Here is a 12,523-nt window from a genome sequence, read left to right on the forward strand (position 1 = left end):
ATGAAGCTGATTACAGCGATCGTCAAGCCATTCACACTCGAGGATGTCAAAACCGGGCTGGAGCAGACGGGCATCCTCGGGATGACCGTCAGCGAGGTTCAGGGCTACGGGCGCCAGAAGGGTCACACCGAGGTTTACCGCGGTGCTGAGTACTCCGTGGATTTCGTGCCGAAGGTTCGCGTCGAGGTTGTCGTCGAGGACTCCGCCGTCGACAAGGTGGTCGATGTCATCGTCCAGGCCGCACGGACCGGGAAGATCGGCGACGGCAAGGTGTGGGTGAGCCCCGTCGACACCGTGGTCCGGGTACGCACCGGGGAACGGGGAGCCGACGCCCTCTGAGCCGCTTGTAGAACTGAGAGTTCGTCTCCGTCCGATCACACACCGTGAGCAGTCTTACAGGGGGAGAGGACGAGATGAGTGAGATGAACCCCGAACCAGCTGCCGACGAGCGCATGGAGCAACGAATCGCCGCCGGTGCCCCTCAATGGGTGGCGCCGGCGGCGGGCTCGTCTCGTCCCGCGACGGACCTCTGCGCCGCGATCAAGCAGCTGTTGACAGACGGTGCGCGCCAGCTGGATTCGGCCGCCCTGCGACATGCACTGCAAGACCTGCACGAGTTCTGGCTGACCACCAAGGCCACCGAGATCGGCATCACGCCCACCAGCGGCTTCGCCATCGTCGCGACCGGTGGCCTGGGCCGGGGTGAGTTCGTGCCACACTCCGATCTGGATCTGATGCTGTTGCACGACAACATGCCGGACGACGTGGTCGGCCAGGTGGCCGAACTGCTGTGGTATCCCTTGTGGGACGCCAACATTCGCCTCGACCACAGTGTGCGGACCGTGCCCGAGGCGTTGAAGGTTGCCGGTGAGGACATCTCGGCGGGGTTGGCGATGCTGGAAGCGAGGCATATCGCCGGTGACGCCGACCTGTCCGCGCTGCTGATCGGGGGAGCCCGTCGGCAGTGGCGTACCGGAATCGCTTCGCGCTTCGACGAACTCGTCGAGCACACCCGGGCGCGCTGGCAGCGCAGCGGAGAGATCGCGCACCGCGCCGAGCCCGACCTCAAATGTGGTCGTGGCGGGCTGCGTGACGTGCAGCTGCTCAACGCGCTGGCGATCGCGCAACTGGCCGACGGGTATCCCAACAACACGTTGGCGTCGCCGCTCGGGTCGTTGGGGCAGGCTCATCTGGCGTTGCTCAACGTACGGACCGAACTGCACAGGGTGGCCGGCCGCGGCCGCGACCTGCTGTTGGCCCAACACGCCGACGAGATCGGCGCGGCTCTGCACATCGGTGACCGCTTCGATCTGGCCCGGATGCTGTCCGATGCCGCGCGCACCATCAGCTTCTACGTCGACGCCGGTATCCGCACTGCAGGTAACGCGCTTCCCCGCCGTGGATTTGCGGCATTGCGCCGTCCCCCTCGTCGCCCTCTCGACGAGGGGGTCATCGAGTTCGCAGGCGAGGTCATCCTCGCGCGCGACGCCCGTCCCCAACGCGATCCCGGCCTGATCCTGCGGGTGGCCGCAGCGTCGGCGACGACGGGGCTGCCGATGGCGGCCTCGACGCTGTCCCGGCTGGCCGCAGCGGCCCCCGAACTCCGCACACCCTGGCCGCATCAGGCGCTCAAGGATCTGCTCGTCATGCTGGCCGCGGGGCCGTCGGCGGTCGACACGATCGAGGCGCTGGACCGCACCGGCCTGTGGGGGCGCCTGTTTCCCGAGTGGGGTGCGGTGCGTGACCTTCCTCCGCGCGATGTGGTGCACATCTGGACGGTCGACCGACATCTCGTCGAAACCGTCGCGCGGGCAAGCGCTTTCACTACACGAGTGGCCCGTCCGGACCTTCTGATGCTCGGTGCGCTGTGCCATGACATCGGCAAGGGACGCGGCGGCGACCACAGCGTCATCGGTGCGGAGCTGGCCACCCAGATCGGCACCCGGCTGGGGATGTGGCCCTCGGATGTCGAGATCCTGTCGAAGGTCGTCCGCCACCATTTGCTGCTTCCGCACACCGCGACACGGCGCGACCTCCAGGATCCCAACACGATTGCGTCGGTGGTCGACGCTCTCGACGGCGATCCCGTCCTGCTGGAGTTGCTCCACGTCCTCGCCGAGGCCGACTCGCTGGCGACCGGACCCGGCGTCTGGGGCGACTGGAAGGCCTCGCTCCTCGGCGATCTCGTGCACCGCTGCCGGATGGTGATGGCTGGAGAACCACTACCGCAGCCGGATCCCATTGATCCGCGGTATCTTTCGCTCGCTGGACAGGTGGGTGTTCACCTGGACCTGACACCGGGGGACGGCCCGCAGATCTTCAATGTGACGGTCATCGCGCCCGACCGGCGCGGCCTGCTGTCGAAGGCGGCGGGCGTGCTCGCGCTGAACTCGTTGCGCGTCCATTCGGCCTCGGTGAACGGTCACGAGGGCTCGGCGATCAACACGTTCGTCGTCTCCCCGCATTTCGGCTCGCCCCCGGCGGCCGAGGTCCTGCGCCAGCAGTTCATCCTCGCGCTCGACGGTGAACTCGACGTGCAGGAGGCACTGGATCGCCGCGAACGTGAGGTCGCGCAGCACGCCACGTCGCGCGCCGGCGAGGTCCCTGCCGCCGTCCCCATCAATCACGTCACCGCCCCGCCACGCATCCTGTGGTCCGAGGGTGCGAGATCGGGCGAACTGGTCGTTCAGATCCGCAGCACCGACCGCGCGGGCCTGCTGGCCCGGCTGACCGCCGTGTTCGAGCGCGACGGCATCGACATCGCGTGGGCGAAGGTGACGACGATGGGTTCCTCGGTGGTCGACCTGTTCGGCATCACCGCAGACAAGGACATCTGCGACGTGATCGAACGCGACCTGTACGCGGTGCTGCCTGCGCCCCCGGCCCGCAAACCGGTGTCCGAAGCGAGCTGATCACTGCCGTTTACGCCGCGCACGCCCTGCTCGGGCGCGCCGCTGGCGGCTCCCATTAGGCTGGACGTCGTGTTTGAATCCCTGTCCGACCGGTTGACCGGGGCCCTGCAGGGCCTGCGCGGCAAAGGGCGGCTGACCGACGCCGATATCGATGCAACGACCCGCGAGATCCGGCTGGCGTTGCTGGAAGCCGACGTGTCGCTGCCCGTCGTGCGCGCCTTCGTCAACCGCATCAAGGAGCGCGCCCGGGGCGCCGAGGTGTCCAGCGCGCTCAACCCGGCCCAGCAAGTCGTCAAGATCGTCAACGAGGAATTGATCGGCATCCTCGGCGGTGAGACCCGCCCGCTGGCGTTCGCCAAGACGCCGCCGACGGTGATCATGCTGGCCGGCCTACAGGGTTCCGGTAAGACCACCCTGGCCGGCAAGCTCGCGAGATGGCTTCGCGTTCAGGGCCATACACCGCTGCTGGTGGCGTGCGACCTGCAGCGCCCCGGTGCGGTGAACCAGCTGCAGATCGTCGGCCAGCGCGCCGACGTCGCGGTGTTCGCACCCCATCCCGGTGTGTCGGCGGACGGTGCGGCCGATGCGGCGCCGGGTGATCCGGTCGCGGTCGCGGCCGCGGGCCTGGCCGAGGCCAAGGCCAAGCACTTCGACGTGGTCATCGTCGACACCGCCGGCCGCCTCGGCATCGACGACGAGCTGATGAGCCAGGCCGCCGCGATCAGGCAGGCCGTCGACCCGGACGAAGTGATCTTCGTGCTGGACGCGATGATCGGCCAGGACGCGGTGACCACCGCCGAGGCGTTCCGCGAGGGCGTCGGCTTCACCGGCGTGGTGTTGACCAAGCTCGACGGTGACGCACGCGGCGGTGCTGCGCTCTCGGTCCGCGAGATCACCGGTGTGCCGATCCTGTTCGCCTCCAGCGGTGAGAAGCTCGAGGACTTCGACGTCTTCCACCCCGACCGGATGGCCAGCCGCATCCTCGGTATGGGCGATGTGCTGTCGCTGATCGAGCAGGCCGAGCAGGTCTTCGACGCCCAGAAGGCCGAAGAGGCAGCGGCCAAGATCGGCAGTGGCGAACTGACGCTGGAGGACTTCCTCGAGCAGATGCTGGCGATCCGCAAGATGGGCCCGATCGGCAACCTGCTCGGCATGCTCCCCGGCGCGGGTCAGATGAAGGACGCGCTGGCCTCCGTCGACGACAAACAGCTCGACCGGCTGCAAGCGATCATCCGCGGTATGACGCCCGAGGAGCGTGCCGATCCGAAGATCATCAACGGGTCGCGCAGGCTGCGCATCGCCAACGGGTCGGGTGTGACGGTCGGCGAGGTCAACCAGCTCGTCGAGCGGTTCTTCGAGGCCCGCAAGATGATGTCGCAGATGGCAGGCCAGATGGGAATGCCATTCGGCCGCAAGAATTCTCGCAAGAACACCAAGAACAAGAAGAAGAGCGGAAAGAACAAGAAGTCAGGCAGGGGCCCGACTCCGCCCAAGGTGCGCAACCCCCTCGGCGCCGCGATGCCGGGCATGCCCGCCGGCTTCCCGGACCTGTCCGATATGCCCAAGGGTCTCGACGAGCTCCCGCCCGGACTGGCCGACATCGATCTGTCCAAGCTGAAGTTCCCGGGCCAGAAGTAGCGTGAAGCGCCCCGTTCTTCATGTCCGCGGCGTCGGACTGCCCGATGAGCAACCGGTGGAGTGGTGGATCGACGGGGGTGCGCTCAGCGCCGAACCGGTCAGCGGCGCGGAGACGGTGTTCGACGGCGGGTGGATACTGCCGGGGCTCGTCGACGCCCACTGTCACGTGGGTCTCGGCGATCACGGCCCGCTCGACAATCTCGACGACTGCATTGCGCAGGCGGAGGTCGAACGCGATGTCGGTGCGCTGCTGCTGCGCGACGCGGGTTCGCCGATCGACACCCGCAGCCTCGCCGACCACGACGATCTGCCGGAGATCATTCGGGCGGGCCGCCACCTCGCCAGGCCCAAGCGTTATCAGCGCGGGTTCGCCATCGAATTGGACGACGAATCCGCGCTGCCCGCGGCGGTGGCCGAACAGGCGCGGTTCGGTGACGGATGGGTCAAGCTCGTTGGCGACTGGATCGACCGCGAGGTCGGCGACCTGGCGCCGTTGTGGTCCGACGACGTGCTCAAGGCCGCGATCGATGCCGCGCACGCCAACGGCGCGCGCGTCACCGCGCACGTGTTCAGCGAGGACGCGCTGCCGGGGTTGATCAAGGCGGGGATCGACTGCATCGAGCACGGGACGGGCCTGACCGACGACACCGTCGACCTGATGGTCGAGTACGGCACCGCGCTGGTGCCGACGCTGATCAACGTCGCGAACTTCCCCGGTATCGCCGACGGTGCCGCGAAATACCCGTCGTACGCCAAGCACATGCGGGACCTGCACGAGAAGTGCTATCCGCGCATCGCCGCCGCCAGGGAGGCCGGGGTGCCGATCTATGCGGGCACCGACGCAGGCAGCATGGTCGCCCACGGCCGCATCGCCGACGAGATCGACGCGCTCACCGGTATCGGGATGACGCCGACCGAAGCATTGGGCGCGGCGTGCTGGTCCGCCCGCGAGTGGCTCGGCAGGCCCGGCATGGAGCACGGCGCACCCGCCGACCTGGTGTGTTACGCCGACGATCCGCGCAAGGGCGCGGCCGTCGTCAACCGCCCGGATCTGGTGATCCTGCGCGGCCGCACCTTCCCGTGAGCCCGCGAGCGCCCGTCCCCGCGAGCGACCGTCCCCGCGGGCAACCGTGTCTGTACACGACACACCGGGGTAATCGGTACATTTGCGGACGCTCGTGGTCCACGAAAGTCCGTGTAGCGCTCAAGAATCGCGGCGTGTCGTGCGCGAACACGGTCGCTCGCGCGGGGTTCAGGGCTGGGCGAAGCCCCAGTCGAACAGTTTGATCGCCTGACCGTAGAGGTCGCCGGTGCCGTACAACTGCGCGACCACCAACCGGCGGTTGCCGCGTTGGGCGGCGGCGGCGAAGGTATTACGAGCCAGGTTGGTGTAGCCGGTCTTGCCGACGAGCGTGCCCGGATACCGCTTGAGCAGCTGGTTCTGGTTCGTGATCGTCTTAGGACCGTTGTCGGTCGGGAACAACGACGACGGCTGGCGCACGATCGCGGCGAACACCGGATACCGCAGCGCATGGCGATAGATCTGCGCGAGGTCGCTGGCGGTGGTGAACGACTCCATGCCCGGACCGTCCAGCCCCGACGGCGACGACGCACGCGTGCTGCGCGCGCCCAGCGACTGCGCCTTGGCATTCATTTTCGCCACCGCGACGCGGTAACCACCGAGGCCGTCGGCGAGAACGTTGGCGGCCTCGTTACCAGAAACCAACATCAGCCCGTCGAGCAGTTGGCGCACCGTGTAGGCGCGCCCGGCTTTGACTCCGGCGCAGGAGCATTCGACGTCGGCGGCCGCCGGCCTGGCCGCGATCACCGCGTTGAGCGGGAGGTGGTCGAGTACCACCATCGCGAGCAGCGCCTTGATGGTGCTTGCGGGCGCATGCGGCTCATAGGGATTGCGCGAAGCCAGGATTCGGCCGGAATCGACGTCAGCGAGCACCCAGGCCTGCGCTGGCCCGTCGGGCAGAGCGACGGCGCCCGCCGGTTCGCCTCGCGGCTGGGACGATGCGGGCGCGGCGACGCCGATGGCCAGTGTCATTGCGCAAGTCAGCGCAATGGCCAACGCAGCCAACATGCTTCGCATGGTCGCCGAGCGTATCGGCGGGGTTCCCCGTCCCGGTCTCGGATGTGTTGCGATTCAGCAACTCATCCGGTGATCACAGCGCGCCGATAGTGGCGCCCGGACTCAGCGCGAAACCCCAGTCGAACAAGCTGGAGGCCTGATCCCAGTAGGTCGGCTGACCGGGCTTGTCCATGCCGTACATCAATGCGACGACCAACCGGCGACCGTTGCGTTGCGCAGCGCCGACGAAGGTCTTCTGGGCGCGGTCGGTGAACCCCGTCTTCCCTCCGAGCATGCCCGGATAGCGCTCGAGCAGTACGTCCTGGTTGACCAGGACCTTGTCACCGTCCTTGGTCGGGAATACGGCCGTCGGCGCAGCGGTGATCGAGGCGAACACCGGGTTCGCCATCGCGGCGCGGAAGATGACCGCCAGATCGTGCGGCGACGACCACATGTCGATGCCGGGGCCGTCGAGGCCCGACGGCGACGCCGCGTTGGTGCCGTGGGCACCGAGCAGGGCGGCCTTGGCGTTCATCTTCGTCACGGCGACGTCATAACCACCGAGCATGGTGGCCAGTGTGTTGGCCGCGTCGTTGCCTGAGACCAGCAGAATCGCCTCCAGCAGTTGCCGTGTTGTGTAGACCATGCCGGGCGTCACGCCCGCACAGTTGCACTCCACGCGGGTGTCGGCCTCGTTGGCGACCACGGTGGCATCGAGTGGCAGTTCGTCGAGCACCGTCAGCGCCAGCAGCACCTTGATCGTGCTGGCCGGCGCGTACTGGCCGTACTCGTCACGCCCGGCCAGCACCGCACCGGTGTCCATATCGGCGAGCACCCATGCCCGGGCCGGGCCCTCGGGTATCGGTACCGAACCCGACGGTTGGCTCACGCCGACGGGCGCCGCGGTCGCGACGGAGGTCCCGAAGGCCACCAGGCACAACACAGTGGTCAAGCAGATCAAGAGCTTCCGCATGGGCAGGCAGCCTAGTCGTGTTCAATCGACGCATGTTGAGCCTCGAGGAGATTTCCGACCGCTTCGAAATACAGCAGCTGTTGATCGACTACTCGACGGCCATCGACCAGAAGCGATTCGACGACCTCGACCGGGTTTTCACCCAGGACGCCTACATCGACTACCGCGTCACCGGCGGCATCGACGGCCGCTTTCCTGAAGTCAAGACGTGGCTCAAGGACGTGCTGCCGAACTTCCCGGCGTACTACCACATGCTGGGCAACGTCGATATCCGCATCACCGGCGACACCGGCTCATCGCGTGCGATCTGCTTCAACCCGATGGTGATGGGCGGCGAGGGTCAGATCTACTTCGTGGGAATCTGGTACGTCGACGAGTTCGTGCGCACCGCCGACGGCTGGCGCATGAGCAAGCGGGTCGAGGAGAAGTGCTTCGACAAACTCGTCTGAGCGCGTAAGCGCCCTTAACGGGCTGATCGCCCTCACCTGGTGCGTGGGATCAACCCGTCAACGCGCTCGCGGCGCGGATTTTTGCCGGTCGCGGCTGTTCTGGCACAATGGGCGGCTGTCTGCCGCGGGACCCGTTCGAGCGATCTCGCCGGGCGCTCCTGCGGCGGTCACACATGCAAGGCAAAACCGGGCCGAGGCAACCCGCCTCGATCGCTGAATTGCCAGCGTGGCAATCACAGGAGAAGACGTACCACCATGGCTGTAAAGATCAAGCTCGCGCGGCTCGGCAAGATCCGCAACCCCCAGTACCGCATCACCGTCGCCGACGCGCGGACCCGCCGTCAGGGTCGCTCCATCGAGGTGATCGGCCGCTACCACCCGAAGGAAGACCCCAGCCTCATCGAGATCAACTCGGAGCGGGCCCAGTACTGGCTCAGCGTCGGCGCGCAGCCGACCGAACCGGTGCTCGCGCTGCTGAAGATCACCGGTGACTGGCAGAAGTACAAGGGTCTGCCCGGTGCGGAAGGCACGCTGAAGGTCAAGGAGCCCAAGCCCAGCAAGCTGGATCTGTTCAACGCGGCGCTCGCGGAGGCCGAGGGCGGTCCGAGTACCGAGGCCACGCAGCCCAAGAAGAAGAAGGCACCCGCAGCCAAAAAGGCAGCCGACAAGGCCGCTGACGAGTCGGACCAGAAGGCGGTCGAGGCCGAGGCTCAAGCCGATCGGGCGCCCGCCAAGGACCAGTCCGAGCCTTCGGCTGAAGGCGAGGACGCCACCGTCGCCGGCGCCACCGAAAGCTGAGTCAGGCCGTGAGTTCTGTCGTCGTCGACGCGGTCGAACACCTGGTACGCGGAATCGTCGACAACCCCGACGACGTCCGCGTCGACATGGTGACCAGCCGGCGTGGACGCACCGTCGAGGTTCACGTGCACCCCGATGACCTGGGCAAGGTGATCGGTCGCGGTGGGCGCACCGCGACCGCGCTGCGCACACTGGTCGCCGGTATCGGCGGTCGCGGTATCCGCGTCGACGTGGTGGACACCGACCAGTAATCGGTCATCATGGACCTCGTTGTCGGGCGCGTGGCCAAAGCGCACGGCATCACCGGTGAAGTGGTGGTGGACGTCCGCACCGACGATCCCGACGCGCGGTTCGCAGCCGGGACGTCGCTGCGCGGCCGACCCGCCAAGGGCGGTCCCGAGCGCGAGTACACGATCGAGTCGGTCCGTGAACACGGCGGTCGTCTGCTGGTCCGATTCGATGGCATCGCCGACCGCACCGCCGCCGACGCGCTGCGCGGAATCCTGTTCCTCGTCGACTCGCAGGAACTGCCGCCGATCGAGGACCCCGACGAGTACTACGACCATCAGCTCGAGGGCCTGCGGGTGCGGACGACGGACGGCGACGACGTCGGCACCGTCACCGAGGTGCTGCATACGGCCGCCGGTGAGCTGCTCGCGGTCCGCGACGACGAACGCGAGGTTCTGGTGCCGTTCGTCAGCGCGATCGTGACGTCGGTGTCGTTGGCCGACGACGTCATCGAAATCGACCCGCCGGACGGCCTGCTGGAGATCTGAGCCATGCGAATTGACGTTGTGACGATCTTCCCGGCCTACCTCCAACCTCTACGACAGTCGTTGCCGGGCAAGGCTATTGAATCCGGCATCGTGCGACTGGAGGTACACGATCTGCGCCGCTGGACGCATGACGTACACCGCTCGGTCGACGACGCGCCTTACGGCGGGGGACCGGGGATGGTGATGAAGGCGCCGGTGTGGGGCGCGGCGCTCGACGAGATCTGTTCGGAGCAAACGCTTCTGGTGGTGCCGACGCCTGCGGGACGACTGTTCCGGCAGGCCGACGCCAGCGCCTGGGCAACCGAGGAGCACCTGGTGTTCGCGTGTGGACGCTACGAGGGAATCGACCAGCGCGTCGTCGAGGACGCGACACGCCGCATGCGCGTCGAGGAGGTGTCGATCGGCGACTATGTGCTGCCCGGCGGCGAGTCGGCGGCACTGGTGATGATCGAAGCCGTCGTGCGGTTGCTGCCCGACGTGCTCGGGAATCCGCAGTCACATCAACAGGATTCACATTCCGAAGGCATCCTCGAGGGTCCGAGCTACACCCGGCCGCCCAGCTGGCGGGGCCTCGACGTGCCCGAGGTCCTGCTCTCCGGCGACCACGCAAAGGTCGCCGCATGGCGTCGCGAACAAGGGTTGGAGCGCACCCGCGAGCGTCGACCCGACCTGCTGGACTGAGCGCCTCAGGTGACGACTTCCACAACTCCGTTGAGATCCATGATGCCGAGTTCGACGATGAGGGCAGGCTGACGCCGGGCGGCCTCGTCCCGGAATGCCCGCAACGCCCCCGACAGCATCTCGGTCTCGTACGCCTTGTCGGTCAGCACCCGGTCGCCGTAGGCCACTGCCGCTGCGCCGCAGTCGCGGTGTGCCATACCGATCAACCGTGTCAGCCAGTGCAGGTCCACTGAGATCGCGAGGTTCTCCCAGAATGTCTCGTGCCAGCCGGCGAACGCCGGGGCCACCGCGCCGACCGGCCCGCCTGCGAAGGCGAACTGGCTGTAGTTGTTCTGCCACCCGCGGCCGGACATGTACTTCCACGTTTCGGTGGTGAACCGAGGGTCGATGCACTTCATCAGCATCGCCTCATAGCCCTGATCGAGCTGACCCACTGCTTGCGGCGCGGTGGCCATGGCGGCGGCACTCAGCCCGAATGCACCGAGTGCGGCCCGGCGCGAGATGGTCGGCAGGTGTCCAGCTGGAGTCATCAACGCAGCGTGCCGGATTCTCGCGGCGCGAAGTGCCCTTTTCGCGGTTCTCGGCCGGCTTTCGACGAACTTGCTACCCGGAAACTAGATCCGGCCGCCGGGGAACATGGTCTTGACCGCCTGCGTCATCGTGTCGCGTGCGGTGGCATCGTCAGCGGGCTGCATCGATGCGATCGCCATGACGAATCGACGATCGGTGCCGATCGCCCCGGTGGACCAGTGCACCCAGTTGCCGCCGTTCCAGCAACAGAACCAGCCCTGCTTGACTGCCACGCGCTCCTCGTAGAGCCCGTCGGGGATGCCGAACCGCTGCGGGTAGACACCGCCGGGCATGGTGCCGTCGGGCGCCGTCGGAGTGGACCTGGCCAGGTTCGACACGATGACGTCGGTCTTGTCGGGGGGTAAGCCGCCGCCGCCCGAGAGCAGCTCTGAGTAGTACCGCACCAAATCTCCCGTGGTGCTCAAGGTGTTGAACCAGCGGCCGTTGTACGGCGTGCTGGTCGCGCCCAGGCCATACCGCGTGGTGACCCGCGAAACGATCTCGCTACCGCCGCCGCGATTCCAGAAGATCTCGGCCGCGCTGTCATCGGATGACCTCAGCATCGCATCCAACGCCTTACGGTCCTCGGGCGTGATTTTGGTCTTCCCCTGCGATTCCTGCAGCAGCAGGTCGTCGGCGATGAACAGCTTGACCACCGACGCGATCGGCATCGCTTCGTTGTTGCCGTTGGACACGAAAGTTTCGGTATTGCGGTCGAGCACGGCGACCGAGAGGTCGGCACCGGCCTCGGCGGCCTGCTCGGTGGCTTGACGCGTGCGGGCGTCGAGCCCGCCGAAGGAGGCGGCGGGTTCGTCGGGTGCGGCCTCGGGCAGGCGTGCGGAGCCGCCCTGCGGCGCGATCACGGTCGATGCCGTCTCGTGCCCCTGCGTCTCGTACCCAGCGACGACCACGATCGCAGCGGCGACGATTGCGATCGTCTTGACCAGCAAAGACGGCCGCGGTTGCATGACCCTCCTCGAATGGCCCGGATGCGAAACTCGGGGCCCGCCGCGTTGCTTCGACCCTGGTGTCAACCCTAATCACTGGCTACCCGGGGTGCCTACTTAGGTAACCTCGCGAAGCGCGGACCGACGGACCCGGCGCGATTTCGCTGGATCAGGTCTCATCTGGCACAATTGAGCAGTTGTCTGTGCAGGACCCGGGAACGGCTCGTTCCGCCCGCTGCGAGATACACCCCGATTCGCCCGATCAGATCGGCTCGGCAGGCCATGTCACGGCGTCCACGTGACTGCAGCGCCCGCAGCCGCCAACCGCAAGGAAGTGTCACCGATGAACACGCTGGACTTCGTCGATCAGACATCACTGCGCGACGACATCCCGGACTTCGGTCCCGGCGACACCGTCAACGTGCACGTCAAGGTCATCGAGGGCTCCAAGGAGCGCATCCAGGTCTTCAAGGGTGTGGTCCTGCGTCGCCAGGGCGGCGGTGTCCGGGAGACCTTCACCGTGCGCAAGGAGAGCTACGGCGTCGGCGTCGAGCGGACCTTCCCGGTGCATTCGCCCAACATCGACCACATCGACGTCGTGACCCGCGGCGACGTACGTCGCGCCAAGCTGTACTACCTGCGTGAGCTGCGCGGTAAGAAAGCCAAGATCAAGGAAAAGCGCTGACATCCCGGTCGGCCGTC

General features: G+C 67.1%; 14 protein-coding genes. 10 read left to right on the plus strand and 4 right to left on the minus strand.

The features are described from left to right. From CEX87_RS00485 to CEX87_RS00500, 4 genes are all read left to right on the plus strand, one after another. The gene (locus CEX87_RS00485; protein ID WP_018600748.1) at nt 1–339 is read left to right on the plus strand and encodes a P-II family nitrogen regulator; all 339 of its coding nucleotides are present in this window, start codon (nt 1–3) and stop codon (nt 337–339) included. A gap of 74 nt (nt 340–413) precedes the next feature. Further along, nucleotides 414–2,912 carry a [protein-PII] uridylyltransferase gene (locus tag CEX87_RS00490; protein ID WP_233151197.1) on the plus strand — a complete coding sequence of 833 codons (2,499 nt, stop codon included), beginning with the start codon at nt 414–416 and terminating at the stop codon, nt 2,910–2,912. A 69-nt stretch (nt 2,913–2,981) separates the two neighbouring features. Then, entirely contained in the window at nt 2,982–4,550 is a 1,569-nt protein-coding gene (ffh, locus tag CEX87_RS00495) for a signal recognition particle protein (protein ID WP_064416869.1), read from the plus strand. Between the two features lies 1 nt (nt 4,551). Further along, nucleotides 4,552–5,634: a metal-dependent hydrolase family protein gene (locus tag CEX87_RS00500; RefSeq protein ID WP_066809353.1), complete on the plus strand. Its 1,083-nt coding sequence runs from the start codon at nt 4,552–4,554 to the stop codon at nt 5,632–5,634. Nucleotides 5,635–5,802: 168 nt separating this feature from the next. Here CEX87_RS00500 and CEX87_RS00505 read toward each other — a convergent pair whose 3' ends face one another. Together CEX87_RS00505 and CEX87_RS00510 are read right to left on the minus strand one after the other, a co-directional pair. Further along, nucleotides 5,803–6,648, minus strand: a complete 846-nt coding sequence (locus tag CEX87_RS00505) for a D-alanyl-D-alanine carboxypeptidase family protein (protein ID WP_094285577.1) — start codon at nt 6,646–6,648, stop codon at nt 5,803–5,805. Between the two features lie 73 nt (nt 6,649–6,721). Next, nucleotides 6,722–7,600 carry a D-alanyl-D-alanine carboxypeptidase family protein gene (locus CEX87_RS00510; RefSeq protein WP_094285579.1) on the minus strand — a complete coding sequence of 293 codons (879 nt, stop codon included), beginning with the start codon at nt 7,598–7,600 and terminating at the stop codon, nt 6,722–6,724. A 32-nt stretch (nt 7,601–7,632) separates the two neighbouring features. Between CEX87_RS00510 and CEX87_RS00515 the strand changes: the two genes are divergently transcribed. The 5 genes from CEX87_RS00515 (at nt 7,633) to trmD (ending at nt 10,304) form a co-directional block, all read left to right on the plus strand. Then, nucleotides 7,633–8,049, plus strand: a complete 417-nt coding sequence (locus CEX87_RS00515) for a nuclear transport factor 2 family protein (protein WP_064398657.1) — start codon at nt 7,633–7,635, stop codon at nt 8,047–8,049. 255 nt (nt 8,050–8,304) lie between these two features. Then, nucleotides 8,305–8,847, plus strand: coding sequence for a 30S ribosomal protein S16 (gene rpsP, locus CEX87_RS00520; RefSeq protein WP_094285581.1), 543 nt, complete (start codon nt 8,305–8,307; stop codon nt 8,845–8,847). A gap of 8 nt (nt 8,848–8,855) precedes the next feature. Next, nucleotides 8,856–9,098 carry an RNA-binding protein gene (locus tag CEX87_RS00525; protein ID WP_003881089.1) on the plus strand — a complete coding sequence of 81 codons (243 nt, stop codon included), beginning with the start codon at nt 8,856–8,858 and terminating at the stop codon, nt 9,096–9,098. A 9-nt stretch (nt 9,099–9,107) separates the two neighbouring features. Then, a complete protein-coding gene (gene rimM / locus CEX87_RS00530; RefSeq protein WP_064398660.1) occupies nt 9,108–9,623 on the plus strand; it encodes a ribosome maturation factor RimM in 516 nt (171 codons plus the stop codon). Nucleotides 9,624–9,626: 3 nt separating this feature from the next. Then, nucleotides 9,627–10,304 carry a tRNA (guanosine(37)-N1)-methyltransferase TrmD gene (trmD, locus tag CEX87_RS00535; RefSeq protein WP_094285583.1) on the plus strand — a complete coding sequence of 226 codons (678 nt, stop codon included), beginning with the start codon at nt 9,627–9,629 and terminating at the stop codon, nt 10,302–10,304. A gap of 5 nt (nt 10,305–10,309) precedes the next feature. Here the strand turns inward: trmD and CEX87_RS00540 are convergent, their stop codons facing one another. Next, nucleotides 10,310–10,834: a hypothetical protein gene (locus CEX87_RS00540; protein ID WP_064416876.1), complete on the minus strand. Its 525-nt coding sequence runs from the start codon at nt 10,832–10,834 to the stop codon at nt 10,310–10,312. An 84-nt stretch (nt 10,835–10,918) separates the two neighbouring features. Further along, a complete protein-coding gene (locus CEX87_RS00545; RefSeq protein ID WP_064416877.1) occupies nt 10,919–11,842 on the minus strand; it encodes a serine hydrolase in 924 nt (307 codons plus the stop codon). A gap of 322 nt (nt 11,843–12,164) precedes the next feature. On the opposite strand from CEX87_RS00545, the gene rplS reads away from it, so the two are divergent. Then, a complete protein-coding gene (gene rplS, locus CEX87_RS00550) occupies nt 12,165–12,506 on the plus strand; it encodes a 50S ribosomal protein L19 (protein WP_064351209.1) in 342 nt (113 codons plus the stop codon). Nucleotides 12,507–12,523: the final 17 nt, after the last annotated feature.

The sequence above is a fragment of the Mycobacterium lehmannii genome, from assembly GCF_002245535.1.
Lineage (GTDB): Bacteria > Actinomycetota > Actinomycetes > Mycobacteriales > Mycobacteriaceae > Mycobacterium > Mycobacterium lehmannii.

Bases quoted from the DNA above. Each gene is read 5' to 3' on its own strand.
- CEX87_RS00485 (WP_018600748.1), top strand. From the start codon at position 1: ATGAAGCTGATTACAGCGATCGTCAAGCCATTCACACTCGAGGATGTC.
- CEX87_RS00490 (WP_233151197.1), top strand. From the start codon at position 414: ATGAGTGAGATGAACCCCGAACCAGCTGCCGACGAGCGCATGGAGCAA.
- CEX87_RS00505 (WP_094285577.1), bottom strand. From the start codon at position 6,648: ATGCGAAGCATGTTGGCTGCGTTGGCCATTGCGCTGACTTGCGCAATG.
- CEX87_RS00510 (WP_094285579.1), bottom strand. From the start codon at position 7,600: ATGCGGAAGCTCTTGATCTGCTTGACCACTGTGTTGTGCCTGGTGGCC.
- CEX87_RS00515 (WP_064398657.1), top strand. From the start codon at position 7,633: ATGTTGAGCCTCGAGGAGATTTCCGACCGCTTCGAAATACAGCAGCTG.
- rpsP (WP_094285581.1), top strand. From the start codon at position 8,305: ATGGCTGTAAAGATCAAGCTCGCGCGGCTCGGCAAGATCCGCAACCCC.
- rimM (WP_064398660.1), top strand. From the start codon at position 9,108: ATGGACCTCGTTGTCGGGCGCGTGGCCAAAGCGCACGGCATCACCGGT.
- trmD (WP_094285583.1), top strand. From the start codon at position 9,627: ATGCGAATTGACGTTGTGACGATCTTCCCGGCCTACCTCCAACCTCTA.
- CEX87_RS00540 (WP_064416876.1), bottom strand. From the start codon at position 10,834: ATGACTCCAGCTGGACACCTGCCGACCATCTCGCGCCGGGCCGCACTC.
- CEX87_RS00545 (WP_064416877.1), bottom strand. From the start codon at position 11,842: ATGCAACCGCGGCCGTCTTTGCTGGTCAAGACGATCGCAATCGTCGCC.
- rplS (WP_064351209.1), top strand. From the start codon at position 12,165: ATGAACACGCTGGACTTCGTCGATCAGACATCACTGCGCGACGACATC.